Annotated in this window: 18 protein-coding genes; 6 read left to right on the top strand and 12 right to left on the bottom strand. The window is 28.3% G+C overall.

Features of this window, described 5'->3' with window-relative positions; genetic code table 11:
- Positions 1-2: 2 nt before the first annotated feature.
- Together BUA86_RS02645 and BUA86_RS02650 are read right to left on the bottom strand one after the other, a co-directional pair.
- Entirely contained in the window at positions 3-797 is a 795-nt protein-coding gene (locus BUA86_RS02645; protein WP_072929583.1) for a thymidylate synthase, read from the bottom strand.
- A 313-nt stretch (positions 798-1,110) separates the two neighbouring features.
- The gene (locus BUA86_RS02650) at positions 1,111-1,653 is read right to left on the bottom strand and encodes an RDD family protein (RefSeq protein WP_072929584.1); all 543 of its coding nucleotides are present in this window, start codon (positions 1,651-1,653) and stop codon (positions 1,111-1,113) included.
- Positions 1,654-1,733: 80 nt separating this feature from the next.
- Between BUA86_RS02650 and rlmB the strand changes: the two genes are divergently transcribed.
- Together rlmB and BUA86_RS02660 are read left to right on the top strand one after the other, a co-directional pair.
- The gene (gene rlmB, locus BUA86_RS02655; protein ID WP_072929586.1) at positions 1,734-2,483 is read left to right on the top strand and encodes a 23S rRNA (guanosine(2251)-2'-O)-methyltransferase RlmB; all 750 of its coding nucleotides are present in this window, start codon (positions 1,734-1,736) and stop codon (positions 2,481-2,483) included.
- 19 nt (positions 2,484-2,502) lie between these two features.
- A complete protein-coding gene (locus tag BUA86_RS02660; protein ID WP_072929588.1) occupies positions 2,503-2,817 on the top strand; it encodes a hypothetical protein in 315 nt (104 codons plus the stop codon).
- A 33-nt stretch (positions 2,818-2,850) separates the two neighbouring features.
- Here the strand turns inward: BUA86_RS02660 and BUA86_RS02665 are convergent, their stop codons facing one another.
- Together BUA86_RS02665 and xrtF are read right to left on the bottom strand one after the other, a co-directional pair.
- Positions 2,851-3,297, bottom strand: a complete 447-nt coding sequence (locus BUA86_RS02665) for an exosortase F system-associated membrane protein (RefSeq protein WP_072929589.1) — start codon at positions 3,295-3,297, stop codon at positions 2,851-2,853.
- Positions 3,287-3,832, bottom strand: coding sequence for an exosortase family protein XrtF (xrtF, locus tag BUA86_RS02670; protein WP_072929591.1), 546 nt, complete (start codon positions 3,830-3,832; stop codon positions 3,287-3,289). Before xrtF ends, BUA86_RS02665 begins: the two co-directional genes overlap by 11 nt.
- Positions 3,833-3,932: 100 nt before the next feature.
- Here xrtF and BUA86_RS02675 point away from each other — a divergent pair, with 100 nt between their 5' ends.
- On the top strand, positions 3,933-4,379 hold the full coding sequence (locus tag BUA86_RS02675; RefSeq protein WP_072929593.1) for a GAF domain-containing protein: 447 nt from the start codon (positions 3,933-3,935) through the stop codon (positions 4,377-4,379).
- A gap of 4 nt (positions 4,380-4,383) precedes the next feature.
- Complete coding sequence (gene rsmG / locus BUA86_RS02680) at positions 4,384-5,013, top strand: 16S rRNA (guanine(527)-N(7))-methyltransferase RsmG (protein ID WP_072929595.1); 630 nt, start codon at positions 4,384-4,386, stop codon at positions 5,011-5,013.
- A gap of 59 nt (positions 5,014-5,072) precedes the next feature.
- On the opposite strand, the gene BUA86_RS02685 is transcribed toward rsmG, so the two are convergent.
- The 3 genes from BUA86_RS02685 to BUA86_RS02695 are packed head-to-tail and all read right to left on the bottom strand — an operon-like array spanning position 5,073 to position 7,846.
- Complete coding sequence (locus BUA86_RS02685; protein WP_072929597.1) at positions 5,073-5,636, bottom strand: hypothetical protein; 564 nt, start codon at positions 5,634-5,636, stop codon at positions 5,073-5,075.
- Positions 5,637-5,639: 3 nt separating this feature from the next.
- On the bottom strand, positions 5,640-6,266 hold the full coding sequence (locus BUA86_RS02690; protein ID WP_072929598.1) for a hypothetical protein: 627 nt from the start codon (positions 6,264-6,266) through the stop codon (positions 5,640-5,642).
- Between the two features lie 5 nt (positions 6,267-6,271).
- On the bottom strand, positions 6,272-7,846 hold the full coding sequence (locus BUA86_RS02695) for a hypothetical protein (protein WP_143147220.1): 1,575 nt from the start codon (positions 7,844-7,846) through the stop codon (positions 6,272-6,274).
- 290 nt (positions 7,847-8,136) lie between these two features.
- Between BUA86_RS02695 and gyrB the strand changes: the two genes are divergently transcribed.
- Positions 8,137-10,080, top strand: a complete 1,944-nt coding sequence (gene gyrB / locus BUA86_RS02700; RefSeq protein ID WP_072929602.1) for a DNA topoisomerase (ATP-hydrolyzing) subunit B — start codon at positions 8,137-8,139, stop codon at positions 10,078-10,080.
- A gap of 107 nt (positions 10,081-10,187) precedes the next feature.
- On the opposite strand, the gene BUA86_RS02705 is transcribed toward gyrB, so the two are convergent.
- The 5 genes from BUA86_RS02705 to BUA86_RS02725 all read right to left on the bottom strand — a co-directional run bounded on the left by BUA86_RS02705 (position 10,188) and on the right by BUA86_RS02725 (position 16,788).
- The gene (locus BUA86_RS02705) at positions 10,188-12,458 is read right to left on the bottom strand and encodes a cation:proton antiporter (RefSeq protein WP_072929604.1); all 2,271 of its coding nucleotides are present in this window, start codon (positions 12,456-12,458) and stop codon (positions 10,188-10,190) included.
- Positions 12,459-12,548: 90 nt separating this feature from the next.
- On the bottom strand, positions 12,549-13,271 hold the full coding sequence (locus BUA86_RS02710; protein ID WP_072929606.1) for a LytR/AlgR family response regulator transcription factor: 723 nt from the start codon (positions 13,269-13,271) through the stop codon (positions 12,549-12,551).
- On the bottom strand, positions 13,240-13,935 hold the full coding sequence (locus tag BUA86_RS02715; RefSeq protein ID WP_083580281.1) for a histidine kinase: 696 nt from the start codon (positions 13,933-13,935) through the stop codon (positions 13,240-13,242). Before BUA86_RS02715 ends, BUA86_RS02710 begins: the two co-directional genes overlap by 32 nt.
- A gap of 230 nt (positions 13,936-14,165) precedes the next feature.
- A complete protein-coding gene (locus BUA86_RS02720; RefSeq protein ID WP_072929610.1) occupies positions 14,166-14,909 on the bottom strand; it encodes a complement C1q domain-containing protein in 744 nt (247 codons plus the stop codon).
- A 256-nt stretch (positions 14,910-15,165) separates the two neighbouring features.
- Positions 15,166-16,788 (bottom strand): ABC-F family ATP-binding cassette domain-containing protein, encoded by a 1,623-nt coding sequence (locus BUA86_RS02725; protein ID WP_072929612.1) that lies wholly within the window; start codon positions 16,786-16,788, stop codon positions 15,166-15,168.
- A 71-nt stretch (positions 16,789-16,859) separates the two neighbouring features.
- On the opposite strand from BUA86_RS02725, the gene smpB reads away from it, so the two are divergent.
- Positions 16,860-17,312 (top strand): SsrA-binding protein SmpB, encoded by a 453-nt coding sequence (smpB, locus tag BUA86_RS02730; protein ID WP_072929613.1) that lies wholly within the window; start codon positions 16,860-16,862, stop codon positions 17,310-17,312.
- Positions 17,313-17,334 lie beyond the last annotated feature (22 nt).

Genomic DNA, 17,334 nt, shown 5'->3' on the forward strand with positions numbered 1-17,334 from the left:
TTTTATATTGCCACAATTCCTTTTATGTGTGGATGTGCTTGATAATTTATTAATTCAAAATCTTCAAATTTAAAATCGAAAATATCCTTTACATTAGGATTTATTTTCATTGTTGGTAACGGGAAAGGTTCACGAGTTAATTGTAATTCTACTTGTTCAAAATGGTTTTTATAAATATGAGCATCTCCAAATGTGTGTATAAAATCACCAACTTGTAAATCGCAAACTTGTGCAACCATCATTTGTAATAATGCATAAGAAGCTATATTAAATGGAACACCTAAGAAAATATCTGCACTACGTTGGTATAATTGTAATGATAATTTACCATCATTTACATAAAATTGAAAAAATGCATGACAAGGAGCCAATGCCATTTGATCTAACTCTCCAACATTCCATGCTGATACAATGATTCTTCGAGAATCTGGATTATTTTTTATTTGATCAATAGCAACTTTTATCTGATCAATTGTTTCTCCGTTTTGTTTTCCCCAAGAACGCCATTGATGTCCATAAACAGGTCCTAAATTTCCATTTTCATCTGCCCATTCGTTCCAAATTCTAACACCATTTTCGGTTAAATAATCAATATTTGTATCACCTTTTAAGAACCATAATAATTCGTAAATAATAGATTTTAAATGTAATTTTTTAGTTGTAACCAAAGGAAAGCCTTCCGACAAATCAAAACGCATTTGATAACCAAAAATACTTTTTGTTCCTGTTCCTGTTCTGTCCTCTTTAAAAGCGCCTTCGGCTAATACTTTTTTACATAAATCGTGATACTGTTGCATTTTGGAGTATATTTAACTCCTCAAATTTAGTGAATTTTTTAGAATGAAAATCAGTTTAATTCTTACAATTTTAGTTCTTTTTATGTTTATTTCTTCTCGCAGTAAATCTGGTTTTGGAAGAAAAATAACAGAACATTTCTATTTTCAAACCTTTTTTAATATTGTGTTAATCACTGTTTTTGTATCAAAAATTATTCACATTAGACTAAATTTAATTTCACTTATATCGTTAATTATATTAGGTTCACTTTTATATTTAAGTTTACCAAAGTATTTAATACAGTTAAGGAAGAGATTAATTAAATAATTCTATTTAATGTCTTATGGCAATTGTTTTTGCAAAAACATCTTCAAAAGTTAAGTTTTTCTTATTACTTAAAACATGAAAACAATTTAAAATAAAATAGATAAAAACAGCTATAATAACAAATAAATTATCTTCATAAAAGTAGAGAATAGGAAGGTAAATAATTCCGAATAAACTTCTTTTAATAGCTTGGGAAAAAGATAGTTTACTTATTTCATCAATGTTCATAACTCTTACACTTGTACACATTTTTCCGAGTGATTTGCCAAAATAGTAATTTGTAATAATCATATATAGAATGAATAATAAGGTTATGTAGAAATTATTATGCATAAACCAATCAGTTACAAAGCTTAAATCTTCCACATTACTTACTTCGATTTTTGGATCATTGTCTTCTGAGATAACTAAATTCATAGTTCTAGGTTTATTGAATAAAGAAACTATAAAAGATAGAATTACATTTAAAAATGCAAAAATTATAAAATCTATACACCTTGCGATAATTCTTCTGTAAAAGGTGTCATAGTTCTGATTAATGGTATTCATAGTTTTTATTTTTTTGCAAAATTAAACCTTTTTACCTTCAAATTTATATCTAATAACATAAATACCTTATCTTTGCAACTATGAAAAACGAAGCAGGGATTTTTGGTTTAAGACCAGTAATAGAAGCGATTGAAGCAGGAAAGACAATCGATAAAATTTTTATTCAAAAAGGTTTACAAGGAGAAACTTTCTCAGAATTGAGAAAATTAGTAACTGAATACGAAATTCCTGTAAGTTATGTTCCTTTAGAAAAACTGAATCGTTTTACTGGAAAAAATCACCAAGGAGTTTATGCATTTATTTCTCCTATAGAGTTTGATTCTATCGAAAATGTTTTACCACAAATCTGGGAAAAAGGAAAAACACCATTTATTTTAATCTTAGATCGTGTGTCTGATGTAAGAAATTTTGGTGCAATTGCTCGTACTGCAGAATGTGTTGGTGTTGATGCTATTATTATTCCTGCAAAAGGTTCTGCTTCTGTAAATGCAGATGCAATAAAAACTTCTACGGGAGCTTTATATAACATTCCTGTTTGTAAAGAAGGGAATTTAGTTAATATTATAAAATATTTACAATCTGCTGGAATTTCTGTTTTTAGTGCCTCAGAAAAATCAGCTGAATATATTTACGATGCAGATTTCTCTGTGCCTACAGCAATTGTTATGGGAAGTGAAGAAGATGGAGTTTCTGATTCTATTTTGAAAATCTCAGATAAAATTATTAAATTGCCTATGACTGGACAAACAGCATCATTAAATGTTTCTGTTGCTTGTGGAGCAATTATGTATGAAGCTGTTAGACAAAGAATAAACCAAGATTTATTTTAACCAAAAAATATACACTACTATGACATATTCTACGATTATTGGAGTTTTATTGATTGCAATAAGTGCAACAATTTATTATTTTACAAGTCTTGATGTTTCGAGGTTGTTTTCTAACAAAGAATTTTTAGTAGGAATAACTGGAGGAGCAGGGATCGGATTTATTTTTGGTGGTTTTTTAGGATGGCTTTATAAATATAAAGCAGAAAATAAAGCAAACGCTAAAATTGCTGAAGAAGAAAAAAGAAAAATTGCTGAACAAAGAGCGCAAGAATTAGCAGCAAAAGAGCAAGCTAAATTAGATGCAGAGCAATTTAAAAGAGATTCTGGGTTATAATCTCAGTTATTATAAATTATAAAGAGATGAAAATTAATTTTCATCTCTTTTTTTATGTTGGATTTCTTGATAATAAAAACAAGGAATTAATATTAAAACAAAAATTGGCTGAATTAGGAATCTCCTCACATAAAAGAAAATCATTTCTCCAGAAGAAAACTTTGTTGAAATAAGATAATTATATAGTGGTAAAAGAATAATAAAACTTATAATTAAAACTAAAATAGAGAACCTTACATAGCTTCTATTCCAGAAAATAAACCAAATAATTAGAACTGTTAATAACGCATTAATAGCAAAGCGGAGTGTTGTACTTGCGTTAAATTTAGCCATATCTATTTCTGGAAAAATAAAATGTCCAACTGTATGAAAATAATTAATTAAAGGATCATAGAATAAAGAATCCTCAAATCTTCTTACTAAAACTAATCCTAAAATTAGTAAAAAAGCTATCGTGTAGCGAATATATTTATTTGGCATTTTTCTTTATTTGTTTAGTTACAAAAAATCTTACCCAAATAATCCATAAAATAACAATTGTACCATATATAATTGCAGGAAATAGGTAGTCATGTGCTATTTTACCATACTCTTCATAATGATATCTAAAAATATAGTTTAACATTATAATACGAGAAATATTCATCACAAATAATGTTACTAATCCTCCTAAAATAAATAATAAAGTCTGTTTTAGATTGGTATAAAAAGCAATAATAAACGATACAAAAATAATAACAACAGAAATGGCATTACAACCCTCATTTACAATTGATGCAACTTGTCCGTCTAGAACTAATCTCATCCATGGTCTGTGAATAGCAATATTAGAATATGAAACATGACCAAATAGATTTAAAAAATAAGCAGATGCATCAGAAGTAAACTTTGTTATAGGATCTGGATTTTTAAATGGTAGATACTGATCTAAGTATAGTTTATACAATAAACTTAGAACAATATATGTTCCTAAAAATCTTGCAAGAAATAGGATTAAAGGTTTAAATTCTTTCATATAGGTTAAAAATATTAAAACAAATATAAATCAAAAACATCATCTTTTTGATTAAGTTGTGATTAATCAATAAATTTGCTTTTTATAATAAATAGAGCAAATGCAAAATTTACATAAACGCGTTGATGTAATTATTGATAGCGCGATTTCTTCGGAAGAAAAACTTCAAAAAATATGTCAATTATTAAGTGATGAAATTTCATATTATAATTGGGTTGGTTTTTATTTTAAGAATGGAGATAAAAACGAGTTAAAATTAGGACCATATGTTGGTGCAGAAACAGATCATATCATTATTCCTTATGGAAAAGGTATATGTGGTCAAGTAGCAGAATCTAATGAGACATTTGTTGTACCAGATGTTTATGCACAAGATAACTATTTAGCTTGTTCTATAGAGACAAAAGCAGAAATAGTAGTCCCTATTTTTAAGGATGGTGAGAATGTAGGACAAATAGATATAGACTCTCATACAATAGATCCTTTTACAAAAGATGATATAAACTTGTTAGATTATATTTGCGAACGTGTTTCTGAAATCATTTAATTAGATGGTAGAATTAATTTTAAAATACTTTCCAACTCTTACAGAGACACAAATAGATCAATTTTCTAGAGTAGGTGATTTGTATAAAGAATGGAATGATCAGATAAATGTTGTATCTAGAAAAGATATAGACGAAATTTATGTAAATCATATTTTACATTCTTTGGCAATAGCTAAAGTTATGGAGTTTGCAGATGGTTCTCATGTCCTTGATGTAGGAACAGGAGGAGGTTTACCAGGTATCCCGCTAGCAATTTTATTTCCTAATGTTCAGTTTCATTTAGTAGATTCTATTGGTAAAAAAATAAAAGTAGTGCAAGGCGTTGCAGATGGTTTAGGTTTAACAAATGTAAAAGCTGAACAAAAGAGAGCAGAGGAGTTAAAAGATAAATACGATTTTGTTGTTTCTAGAGCTGTAACAGCAATGCCACGATTTGCTGAATGGATAAGAGGTAAATTTAAGAAAGAAGCTATTAATCCATTTCCAAATGGCTTATTATATCTAAAAGGAGGAGATTTAACGGAAGAATTAGCTGATTTTCCAAATGCTGTTTTATTTGATATTCAGAATTTTTTCGAAGAAGATTTCTTTGAAACAAAGAAAGTAGTTTACTTAGAGAAAAAAGATATTTAGAGAAGCAATTAAAAATATATAAATAAAAAAACGAAGCATTCGCTTCGTTTTTTTATTTCTTAGAAAGAATATCCTATTCTCAAATTTAGATTATACATTATATCACTTTTAGCTGGGCGATTAGAATTGCTAAAAATATATTGATAACCAGCACCTATTCCTATTTCATAATTAAAATTAGAGAATCCAATATTTCTTTTTATTCCCCATGTAGGAATAATACTTATATCACTAATGACATTTAAATTATTAGTGTTAGAAATTGTAAACCAATCTGGATGATAGCTTGTTTTTACAGATAAAAAATTTCCAGCATTACGCTTGATGTTTTTATTTTGCTGTTTACGTTTGTCTAAATTATAGTATAATCTAGGTTCTACAGTAATTACAGGTGTCATAATAAAACCAGTTTTGTCGTAATAACTTCCGCCCCATATACCGCTATCAAAACCAATTTCTGATCTTAACGCAAATTTATCTCCTATTTTAGATTCATTGTTTACCCAAACTCCCAGAAAACCTGTTTGAATTGAATAATAAGATTTTTCGATATGAGATTCTTGTGCATTTGTATAGCTACTTAACATTATAAGAATAGCTATGAAAGGTAGTATTTTTTTCATTTTTTAATTAAGTGTTTCTAAATCGTTAGATAATATTTTTAAAAATTTTCTAAATGTTTTTAAGTTTAGTTTATCAATATTTTTGGTATAAACAGGTCTAGAAGTATCTTCATTAGGATTATTCTTTGCAGAGATAATTCCTTGTACTTGTTTGTTGTAAATTAATTTTTTTGTGTTTAAATCATAAATATTAACTCTACTAATAACTTTTTTTTGAGCATTTCTATCAGTAGCAGGAATCAAGGAATAATTAGAGAAATCATTTTTCTTAATATCAACATCTAAAACTATTAGATAGTCAAAATCATTTCCATTTTTTATATCTGTTAATATTTCTTCATTAACATCAAAACTTAATGGATTTGGAATTATAATATTTGACTCAGTATGAAATAAGAGTCTTTCATCTAATTTAGATGTTAATAAATTTTTAGTTTCAGAAACTACTTGCTTGTGAATAGATGGCGAAATATTTGCTTCACAAAGTAGCCATTTTCCTTTTTTAGTATTTATTTTTAAATTACTTGTACTACTATCTACTAAATATGAAGTATTATAAATAGAAGGGACTAAAGCACAAGAGGTGAATAGTAATAAAATAAAAGTTGTAATTGCTAGATTGATTTTCATACAGTTTATTTTTTAATACCTAAATTAAACTTATTTCCATGCCAATTATTAGAATTCTTTATCATTCCAAAGGCACTTATTCCTAAAACATTTGATTTTTTTAAATCTCCAGAGAAAGATTTAATATTTATATCTTGTGAACCAGAACCTGCACCAAAATTATATGTGAAAGTTGGAGTCATTATCCCCCAATCAAATACATGTTCTAATCTTCTACAAGAATTACAAGAATTAGAAAAATCATAAAATTGAACCCAATAGTCATCAGGAGTTATCATGACAACTCCGACTCTTTTTAGCCTATCATTTCCTAATTGGTTTAATAAACCTTCAACTTTTCCATATGCAAATTTGTAAAATGCAAATCTAGCATCTTCTTCATTTTTAATTAATCTGTTGTCTAAAGCAAATTCAACAACAGCATCTAATTTTAATTTCTTTTCAAAAGGTAGCTTTGGAGAGTAATAAGGACTTACGTGTGTTATTTGACCAAAACCATTATCTTTAAATATTTGTCTTCCAGATACATGATAAGGATTATTAGAAGTTGAAATATTATTCACAAAATATGTGGCAACTCCACTTAATCTCAAGTTCCTAATTTTTGAAAAATCACTTTTATGATGAAATCCCCAAGTAATACTATTAATACCTAAAACTATTTTTTCAGCTCTTTCATTGAACCATAAAACATGTCTTCTTTGATTTTTAACCTTAATGCCTATAGCATATACAAGTTTTAAATCTACATTATAATATTTAAGTTTAACTCTTCTTCTTCTTTGATATCTATTGATACATACCTTTGTTGTTCCAAAAAGATTTCCTAGAAAAGGAGATTTTAGATTACATTCAGCTAAATTATTGGCAATAGATTCTAAATCAAAATTATTACGATTTGATATTTTATGATTTTTTGAATCTTTAGAATTTTCTTCAAAGTTATCATCTGAATAATTAATGTAATGAGAAATTCCATCCTCTAATTGAACTAAACCTCCACTAGGATTATAATCTAATCGATTTTTAAATTTTTGAATATTTTGGACGTCATTTAAAGAGTGAACATCATAATTTAAAATAAATTTTTCTAAATTATTATATTTATCTTTATTTACAATAAATAAACCCTGATCAGTATACTTGTATATATCATCACCTATTTGAATTTCAGAATTTGAGTTTAATAGGGAAGCGAATAAATCATCTCCTAATATATCTTCTAAATCATCAAAGTGTTCTAATATATCATCTTCAGGTATAGAATTTGAATATGATTTAGATATTTTTTCGACAACAGATGGTGTACTATGTTCAGAAATGTATGGTACTAAAGAAATGAAATTTTTAGAGTATAGTTTTGTCTCCATTTCATTTGAAATTTGATCTATTTCTTTAGAATCAAGATTAGAATGATATTCTCTAAAATCCTCTTCTGATTTAAAGAATAATCTACCCTCTATTATACTTCCATTTTGTTGTTGGTTTGAATTATACTGTTCTTTAATTTCATTAGAAATTTCGTCTTGACATGACAATATTGAACAAATAATTACTAAGGTAGGTAGTAGTTTTTTCATTAGGTTTATTTAATTATTTATATAATTCAAAAATATATAATAATAATAAATAAATAAAATAATAATTTGATTACCAATCGTTTAATCGGATATTTTATTGATGTGTAAATAATTATAAAAAAATATTTTTTGTTTTTTATCTTACCAAGATTATTAAAGAATTAAAAATAAAAACTTATCCATTTCATTATCTAAAACTATCTGAATTTCTTATACTTTAAGTTCTTTTTAACGAGGTTTTCTCATTAAAAATCATTATATTTGTTTGTTTAAAAAAGTTAGAAATATATATGAGTAATAATACATATACGGCGGATAATATCCAAGCGTTAGAAGGTATGGAGCACGTTCGTCTTCGTCCTTCGATGTACATTGGAGACGTCGGAGTTAGAGGATTACACCACTTAGTTTACGAAGTTGTTGATAACTCTATTGATGAAGCTTTAGCAGGATATTGTGATACAATTAAAGTAACAATTCTAGAAGGAAATTCTATTCGTGTAGAAGATAATGGACGAGGAATTCCTGTAGATTTACATAAAAAAGAAGGTAAATCTGCATTAGAGGTTGTAATGACTAAAATTGGAGCAGGAGGTAAATTTGATAAAGATACTTATAAAGTATCTGGAGGTTTACATGGTGTTGGAGTTTCTTGTGTTAATGCGCTTTCTAACCACTTATCTGCAGAAGTATTTAAGAATGGTAAAAAATACATTCAAGAATATTCTAAAGGAAAACCTTTGTATGATGTAAAAGAAATTGGTACTACAGATAAAAATGGTACAACCGTTACTTTTACACCAGATGATACTATTTTTCAAGAAGTACAAACATATAATTACAATACATTAGCGAATCGTTTACGTGAGTTATCTTTCTTAAACAAAGGAATTAATATCACATTAATAGACGAACGTGAAAAAGATGCTGATGGTAATTTTGTTTCTGAAACTTTTCATTCTGAAGAAGGTTTAAAAGAATTTGTTGAGTTTATTGATGGTAGTCGTGAGGCTATTATGGATAAAGTAATCTTTATGGAAGGAGAACGTGATAATATTCCAGTTGAGGTTGCTATGCGATACAATACATCTTATAATGAGAATGTACACTCGTACGTAAATAACATTAATACACACGAAGGAGGAACTCACTTATCTGGTTTCCGCCGTGCATTAACACGTACATTAAAAAAATATGCCGAAGAAAACTTTAATCTTGCAAAAGAAAAAGTAGAAATTGTAGGTGATGATTTCCGTGAAGGTTTAACAGCTGTAATTTCTGTTAAAGTTATGGAGCCTCAATTTGAAGGGCAAACAAAAACAAAATTAGGAAACTCAGAAGTTTCTCCTGCAGTGGATAAAATTGTGGCAGAAATGTTAACTAATTTCTTAGAAGAGAATCCTAATGAAGCTAAACAAATTGTTGATAAAGTAATTTTAGCAGCAAAAGCTCGTCAGGCAGCTAAGAAAGCTAGAGAAATGGTACAACGTAAAAATCCAATGGGAGGAAGCGGTTTACCAGGAAAATTAGCTGACTGTTCTTCTCGTAAACCAGAAGAGTCTGAATTATTCCTTGTCGAGGGAGATTCTGCCGGAGGTACTGCAAAACAAGGTCGTGATCGTCATTTTCAAGCTATTTTACCATTACGTGGTAAGATTTTGAATGTAGAGAAAGCGATGGCACATAAAGTATTAGATAACGAAGAGATTAAAAATATCTATACAGCTTTAGGTGTAACAATTGGAACTGAAGAAGATTCTAAAGCATTAAACTTAACAAAGTTGCGTTACCATAAAGTTGTAATTATGACCGATGCCGATGTCGATGGTTCTCACATCTCGACATTAATCTTAACATTCTTCTTTCGTTATATGAAAGAATTAATAGAGCAAGGACATATTTATATTGCAACGCCGCCTTTATATTTAATTAAAAAAGGAGCAAAAGCAGAATATGCGTGGGACGATAAAGACCGTGAACGTTTAACAAACGAATTCTCTACAGATGGTTCTGGAAAAGGAGTTACTATTCAACGATACAAAGGTCTTGGAGAGATGAACGCAGAACAATTATGGGATACAACGCTTAACCCAGAATTTAGAACATTACGCAAAGTAACAATAGACAATGCTACAGAAGCAGATCGTGTGTTCTCTATGTTAATGGGAGATGATGTACCACCTCGTCGTGAGTTTATTGAACAAAATGCACATTATGCAAAAATTGATGTTTAATAAAATATCATTTTTCTTATAATATGAAAAGGCTGTCTAAATTAGACAGCCTTTTTCTTTTAAAAAATAATAGTGTTTAGTTAGGTTTTAAGCGGTTTAAACTCTTGTTATTCAGCAATAATAAGAGTTGTAGGAACATTAGAAATCCAAATACTCTTAGTTTCTATAAGGTTTCTCCAACTTTCTATACTTACAATCATTAAATCCATTTCTTCTAAGAATTCTTTATCTAAAGATTGTTTGTATAAAAGACTTATATGATTAGGAGCAATATTTTCTATACTTCTAATAATTTCTTTTACCTCTGAATGCTTTTTTGTGTACCCACTAACATCAACAATAATAATTTGAGCTTCGTTGTTTGATATTAATCGTTGCGCATATTTTAATAAATCAGCATCATTATTACCAAAAAGAGGAAGAAAAACTTTTTCAACTTTTTCAATTCCTTTTTCTAAAACGATTCCAACGGGAATGTTTGTTTTATTTAGCAATTGCTTTGTTCTTTCATCAAAAGCAGAATGATCGAACATATTTTCTCTACCTTTTACTTGTTCTATTAAGATATCAGGATCAATTATTTTTGTTGTAAAACCTAATATGTTTCCTAAGAATGACCCAGAGTAGATAGAGTTTCTAACACTCGTTAGCATTAAATCGTAATCTCCTTTCTGCGCAACATCTATTGTTTCTTGTATTGTATCAGTAGAAACTTTAAACATTGTCGTAACGTTTTGTTGTAAGTTTTCTGCTTCTTCAATTAATGGAGCGAAAAATTTACTTTCTCTTTCTTCTAAAGCATGATGTTCTATATCAGAACTTTTTAAAATGTGCATTCCTGTTATTAGAGAATTCTCGTTATCCTTTTTTATAAATGCATTAGCAATTCTTAATAAAGCTTTTCCTTTATCAGGACTGTTAAAATTAAGTAAGATTTTATATTTAGGTTGAGCACTAATCTCTAAAATCTGTTCATCGCTTTTATGTTTAAATATTTTATCAATAAAATCAATTAATGGACCTGTCATAAATGTTGTTATTAATGCCATGATAACTAGCATTGCAAAAATTTCAGCATCTAAAACACCTAAATCATATCCAATATTAAGAACAATTAATTCCATTAAACCTCTTGTATTCATTAAGGCACCAATAACTAAACTTTCTCTCCAGTTTTGTCCTACGAATTTTGCGGCTAATGCACTACCAACAAATTTTCCTGTTACGGCAACTAATATAATAAGACCAGTAATTTTCCATAAATGTGGATCATTTAATAATCCTATTTCAGTTCTTAAACCAGTATAAACAAAAAACAATGGTAATAATACAACTACAGCAACGTCTTCAACTTTTTCTATGAAAATATTTCTGAATTTCATATTGTCTGGCATAATTGCTCCAGCCATAAAAGCTCCAAATAATGCGTGTATTCCAATTACTTCTGTAGCGTAAGAAGAAAGAATTAAAACCAAAAAGAAAATAGCAATAATAGGTCTAGTAATTGTAGATTTTGTAGGATAAATAGTTGATATTCTATGTAAGAATGGTCTAACTATTTTTATCATAAATAATACATAACCTACTGCTAATAAAATTACATAAAGTGCACTTCCGAAGTCTCCTGCTTTAACAATAGCAATTACAACTGCAAGTATACACCAAGCCGTAATATCATCTGCTGCAGCACAAGTAATTGCAATAGTACCTAATTTTGTTTTATGTATTCCTCGTTCTTGTACAATTCTGGCTAAAACGGGGAATGCTGTAACACTCATAGATATTCCTGTAAATAATGCAAAAGATAAAAACGGAGCATTTGCAGGGGCAAACTCTTGGTAAATAAAGTATGCTAATCCCATACCTAATGCAAATGGAAATATTATACTTGCATGGCTTATAACAACAGCTTCATGCGCTTTGTTTTTAAGAATTTTTAAATCCAATTCCATACCTATGGTATACATAAAGAAAATTAAACCTATTTGGCTTAAGAATTGAATGTTTCCTAAGGATTCCTTTGGAAATAATGTAGAAGATATTTCAGGGAAATACATTCCAAGTAATGATGGACCTAAAACAATTCCGGCAATCATTTCTCCAATTACTGCTGGTTGACCAATTTTATTAGACATCCAACCAAATAATCTAGCTGCAAGAATAATTGTAACAATTTGTGCTAGTAATATTGCCAAAGGATGTTTAAGATTAAATATCATAGAGTTGATAAAATCTGTCCATTGACTATTACCAGATTGTGCATGTTGTACATTACGTCCAGTTTCTAATGTGACACCATGTTGGGAAATAAAGTAAATTAAAACAGCAAAAAAACCAATTACTGCGACATAAAATAGAGTATTCTTATACTTTTTCATGTTGATATATTTTTGTACAAAACTGTGAAAAAACTAGAAAAGAAAATAACCTTTTCTATAATTATGTAACAAGTTGGGTTTATTTTGTAATCAAACCGAAATTCTAGAAATGAAACTCGATTTATAAACCTCACTTAATACTAAATTTAGCTCTTTTCCTTCTCGTGAATTAATATTTAAAGTGATACTATCGTTATTATAATATTTTATACGGTAAATGTTGATTATCTCTCTCTTATTTACTCTAATAAAATCTTTGTTAGGTAGTATATCTAACAAATTATCTAGGGTTATATTTTTTAAAGTTAATTCTGATAAATCATCATAAATAACAATTTTATCCCTACTCTCAATAGGAGAAGTTTTAATGTAAGCAATCTGATTAAAATGAAGTAAAATTTTTCCTTTATCTGAATTTAATTGAACAAAATTATTTTTTGATTCAGAATTAAAATCTAAATGTTTTTTTATTTTATTAATAGCTTGTGCTAATCGTTCTTTTTTTATTGGTTTTTGAATGTAATCTATCGCATCTAAATCAAAAGCATCTATTGCATATTCTTTGTATGCTGTAGAGAAAATAAACGGTTTAAATTTTAATAAATTGGCAACTTGTAAACCATTAATTTTTGGCATTTCTATATCTAGAATGCAAAAATCAAATTCAAGTTGATCTAAATCATTAATAAATAATTCTGGATCAACATAAGCTTTTACAACTTCTATTTCATCTATTTGTTCGCATAGCATTTTTAGATATTTTAAACCTAAAATCTCGTCATCAACGAGAATGCATTTTAGTGTAGAATTCATGTAAATTAATTGAAAGGTTAGCAGTGAAAATATCTTGTTCAATTGTTTTTGAAAGCGAAAAATGATCTGTATAAATCATTTTTAATCGGTGTTCTAATGACTGACTACCATGTCCACCAGTTTCTTTTTTTAGATTATTTTTCTGTGAAATTTTATTAATAACCTTTAAAGAAAATGTTTGATTATTTAATTCGATAATAATTTTTATAAACGAATTAGATTGCTGAAAATCTGTGTGTTTAAAAGCATTTTCTATAAAATCGATGCAAATAAGAGGAGCAATAATTTTTTCTTGAAAATAATTAGACTGTTCATCTATTTTCATCTTTATTTGGAAATCAAATAATGGAGAAACTTTTACTTTATTAATTTCTACAAAGTCTTTTGTAAATTCTATTTCATCTTTTATAGTAGAGAAATTTCCTTTGCTCTCATATAAAATATAATCTAAAACACTAGAAAGTTTATCTATCGTATAATATGTTTGATAAGCATTAGATTGTATAGAATTTAAAATATTTTTAAATAAGTGCGGGTTTAATTTTGCTTCGTATGTTTCTAATTTTAATTCATCTACTTTGGTTGATAAATTATCTAGGTGTTGGGTATGTTTTATATTTAACTTCTCTTCAGATCTTAACGAATAAATTAAATATATAATCATAATGATTAAAAAAATCATCACAGCTAAAATTAAATAAAGTAGTATTGAGGGAATTTCAATCATTTAATTAATAAATATTTAATCAAAGTTAATCTTTTTTATTTAAGATGTTATGAATGAGGGTAAAACTTCATTTAATATAATAGTTTATAATTCAATCCAATATTATATGTTTTTGGATTGAATTATAAACTGTTTTAATGTTTGATATAGTAATAAATATTATATTTTTAAATTTGAATTTTCCAACCTAAGAATTTTGACGCTGCAACAGCATATCTTTCATTAGGAAGATCTGTTAATGCACTAAACTTAACATAAATTCTGTCTCCAGCTAAACAATAAATAGAACCGTTAATATTTGATGCAAAAACTTTTGTAATGATATGAAAAAATTGTTGAGAAATTATATTTGTTGTAGGAACGCCTCCAACTGTTCTTTGCCTTTCTATTGCAAATCCTATTCTTTGGAAATCTGGTGTAGCAGATGTTGTGCTTGGATCTGAATTATCAAATTGTGTAGACGCTGTAAAAAAGTATAATCCTTCAGAAGGTACAGTAAATACACCTGTACTTGGATTAAACGAATTTGAAAGATCAGATTCTTCTCCTGGATAAATTATTGTTGTAAATCCACTTGTTCCTCCTGCAGGTGGTGGTAATGTAGTCGTTTGTCGTCCAGCTAGACTTGAAGAAAAAAAAGTGTTCTGATAAGGAATTTGCTGTACGTAACCTAAAACTCCATTTGCATCGGCAACAACTGTTCTAATTGCATTAAAACTTTGATTGGGAGTTGTGGTATGATTTCCACTAGGATCTGTTGAAATAGCATTTGATGAACCATTTAATGGAAGATTTCTTAGTCTTGCAGTTCCATTGTTGTCAAATGTTTCTGTAGGTGAAACAGTGTTAATACCTACTTGTGCGTATGTAAATACATTAGTAAGAATAATTAATAATAGAAGTTTTTTCATGTGTTTTTATAATTAAAAATTGTTTTTGTGTAACCTATCAAAAATAGAGAAATTATTTGATTATTTTTTATTAAAAAACACTCTAAATGCTTTATTGATGCGCTATAGGTATAGTGTATAAAATTTTATAACAGAAGTATTGAAGAGGAATTATTATCTTATTAAATTTAATAAAACCCAGCGAAATTATATTAAAAAAGGCTGCTTCCAAAAAAGAAAACAGCCTTCATATTATTGTATTAAAAAGTGTGTAATTCTAAGCGTAATATTTAGCTTTTAATTCTTTTACTTTCGCATCATCTAAGAATTCATCATACGTCATGTAACGATCGATAATTCCATTTGGTGTTAACTCGATAATACGATTACAAGTTGTTTGAATTAATTCGTGGTCATGAGATGCCATTAAAACAGTCCCTTTAAAGTTAGTTAAAGAGTTGTTTAAAGCAGTAATAGATTCTAAGTCTAAGTGACCTGTTGGCTCGTCTAATAATAATACGTTTGCACGTAATAACATCATACGAGAGAACATACAACGCATTTTTTCTCCTCCAGATAAAACAGAAGATTTTTTAAGCGCTTCGTCTCCAGAGAATAACATTTTTCCTAAGAAACCACGCATAAATTCTTCGTGACGCTCTTCGTCAGACTCTGTATATTGACGTAACCAATCTACAAGATTAATATCTTCTTTAAAGAAATCTGTATTATCTAATGGTAAATATGCTTGTGTAGTTGTAATTCCCCAAGTAAAATCTCCAGCATCTGGTTGAGCTTTTCCAGCTAAAATTTCTAAAAACTGAGTAACAGCTTTAGAGTTTTTAGAGAAAATACCAATTTTATCTCCTTTTTTAAGGTTGATTGTAGCATCTTTAAATAAAACTTCACCATCAACAGAAGCAGCTAAATTGTTTACTTCTAAGATTTGATCTCCAGCTTCACGAGATTGTTCCCAAATAATAGCAGGGTAACGACGAGAAGAAGGTTTAATATCTTCAATATTTAACTTATCGATCATTTTCTTACGAGAAGTTGTTTGCTTCGCTTTTGCAACGTTAGAAGAGAAACGAGCAATGAAATCTTGTAATTCCTTTTTCTTTTCTTCTGCTTTTTTATTTTGTTGTGCACGTTGTTTTGCAGCTAACTGAGAAGATTCGTACCAAAAAGTATAGTTACCAGAATATAGATTTAATTTAGAGAAATCTAAATCACAGATATGTGTACAAACTGCATCTAAGAAGTGACGGTCGTGAGATACAACAATTACTGTGTTTTCAAAATTACCTAAGAAATCCTCTAACCATTGAATTGTATTAACGTCCAATTCATTGGTAGGCTCATCTAAGATTAACACGTCAGGATTTCCAAATAAAGCTTGCGCAATCAAAATACGAACTTTTGCTTTATTATCTAAATCTCCCATTAATGTATAATGCATATCCGAATCAATTCCTACATTAGATAATAATGTAGCAGCATCAGATTCTGCATTCCACCCGTTCATTTCTTCATAAACAACGCCTAATTCACCTGCTTTGATACCATCTTCTTCAGAAAAATCTGGTTTAGCATATAAAGCATCCATACGTTCTTTAATATCGTATAATACTTTATTTCCACGTAATACAGTATCTAAAACTGTGAATTCGTCATATTTAAAGTGATTCTGTTCTAGGACAGACATACGTTTTCCTTTTTCTAAACTTACTTGCCCAGATGTAGGATCAATTTCGCCTGATAATATTTTTAAGAAAGTAGATTTTCCTGCTCCATTGGCACCAATTATTCCATAACAGTTGCCATTTGTAAATTTTATATTAACTTCGTCGAAAAGTACACGCTTTCCGAATTGAAGCGATAAATTAGAAACATTTAACATAATTTTTGGTATGATGTTTGTTTTTTTAAGACTTTCAGCAAAGGTACAAATATAAATTGGAATAAAATAAAGTGCAAAAAGAAGTAACTATAAAGAATAAGCGAGCTAGATTTGAATATGAATTATTAGATTCTTATGATGCTGGTATCCAATTGTTCGGAACTGAAATAAAGTCAATACGAATGGGGAAAGCTTCTATTACAGAAAGTTTTTGCCAAATGAAAAATGGAGAACTCTATATCGTTAATATGTTTATAGATGAATATGACTGGGGGACACATTTTAATCATAAAACAAGAAGAGACAGAAAACTTTTGTTACAAAAAGCTGAGTTACGCAAGTTAGAGCGTAAAACAAAAGAAACAGGTTTAACAATTGTAGCTACAACATTATATATTAACAATAATGGATTAGCTAAATTGAAGATCTATTTAGCAAAAGGAAAGAAACTTTTTGATAAAAGAAACACAATAAAAGGAAAAGATTTAAAAAGAGATTTGGATAGAATGATAAAGAATTCTTAAATTTGTCTTATTATTGTATTAA

The sequence above is a fragment of the Chishuiella changwenlii genome (assembly GCF_900142565.1).
GTDB lineage: Bacteria > Bacteroidota > Bacteroidia > Flavobacteriales > Weeksellaceae > Empedobacter > Empedobacter changwenlii.

What these genes read in the sequence shown, in the direction of transcription:
- BUA86_RS02645 (WP_072929583.1), bottom strand. Translation starts at nt 797, where the DNA reads ATGCAACAGTATCACGATTTATGTAAAAAAGTATTAGCCGAAGGCGCT.
- BUA86_RS02650 (WP_072929584.1), bottom strand. Translation starts at nt 1,653, where the DNA reads ATGAATACCATTAATCAGAACTATGACACCTTTTACAGAAGAATTATC.
- rlmB (WP_072929586.1), top strand. Translation starts at nt 1,734, where the DNA reads ATGAAAAACGAAGCAGGGATTTTTGGTTTAAGACCAGTAATAGAAGCG.
- BUA86_RS02660 (WP_072929588.1), top strand. Translation starts at nt 2,503, where the DNA reads ATGACATATTCTACGATTATTGGAGTTTTATTGATTGCAATAAGTGCA.
- BUA86_RS02665 (WP_072929589.1), bottom strand. Translation starts at nt 3,297, where the DNA reads ATGCCAAATAAATATATTCGCTACACGATAGCTTTTTTACTAATTTTA.
- xrtF (WP_072929591.1), bottom strand. Translation starts at nt 3,832, where the DNA reads ATGAAAGAATTTAAACCTTTAATCCTATTTCTTGCAAGATTTTTAGGA.
- BUA86_RS02675 (WP_072929593.1), top strand. Translation starts at nt 3,933, where the DNA reads ATGCAAAATTTACATAAACGCGTTGATGTAATTATTGATAGCGCGATT.
- rsmG (WP_072929595.1), top strand. Translation starts at nt 4,384, where the DNA reads ATGGTAGAATTAATTTTAAAATACTTTCCAACTCTTACAGAGACACAA.
- BUA86_RS02685 (WP_072929597.1), bottom strand. Translation starts at nt 5,636, where the DNA reads ATGAAAAAAATACTACCTTTCATAGCTATTCTTATAATGTTAAGTAGC.
- BUA86_RS02690 (WP_072929598.1), bottom strand. Translation starts at nt 6,266, where the DNA reads ATGAAAATCAATCTAGCAATTACAACTTTTATTTTATTACTATTCACC.
- BUA86_RS02695 (WP_143147220.1), bottom strand. Translation starts at nt 7,846, where the DNA reads ATGAAAAAACTACTACCTACCTTAGTAATTATTTGTTCAATATTGTCA.
- gyrB (WP_072929602.1), top strand. Translation starts at nt 8,137, where the DNA reads ATGAGTAATAATACATATACGGCGGATAATATCCAAGCGTTAGAAGGT.
- BUA86_RS02705 (WP_072929604.1), bottom strand. Translation starts at nt 12,458, where the DNA reads ATGAAAAAGTATAAGAATACTCTATTTTATGTCGCAGTAATTGGTTTT.
- BUA86_RS02710 (WP_072929606.1), bottom strand. Translation starts at nt 13,271, where the DNA reads ATGAATTCTACACTAAAATGCATTCTCGTTGATGACGAGATTTTAGGT.
- BUA86_RS02715 (WP_083580281.1), bottom strand. Translation starts at nt 13,935, where the DNA reads ATGATTATATATTTAATTTATTCGTTAAGATCTGAAGAGAAGTTAAAT.
- BUA86_RS02720 (WP_072929610.1), bottom strand. Translation starts at nt 14,909, where the DNA reads ATGAAAAAACTTCTATTATTAATTATTCTTACTAATGTATTTACATAC.
- BUA86_RS02725 (WP_072929612.1), bottom strand. Translation starts at nt 16,788, where the DNA reads ATGTTAAATGTTTCTAATTTATCGCTTCAATTCGGAAAGCGTGTACTT.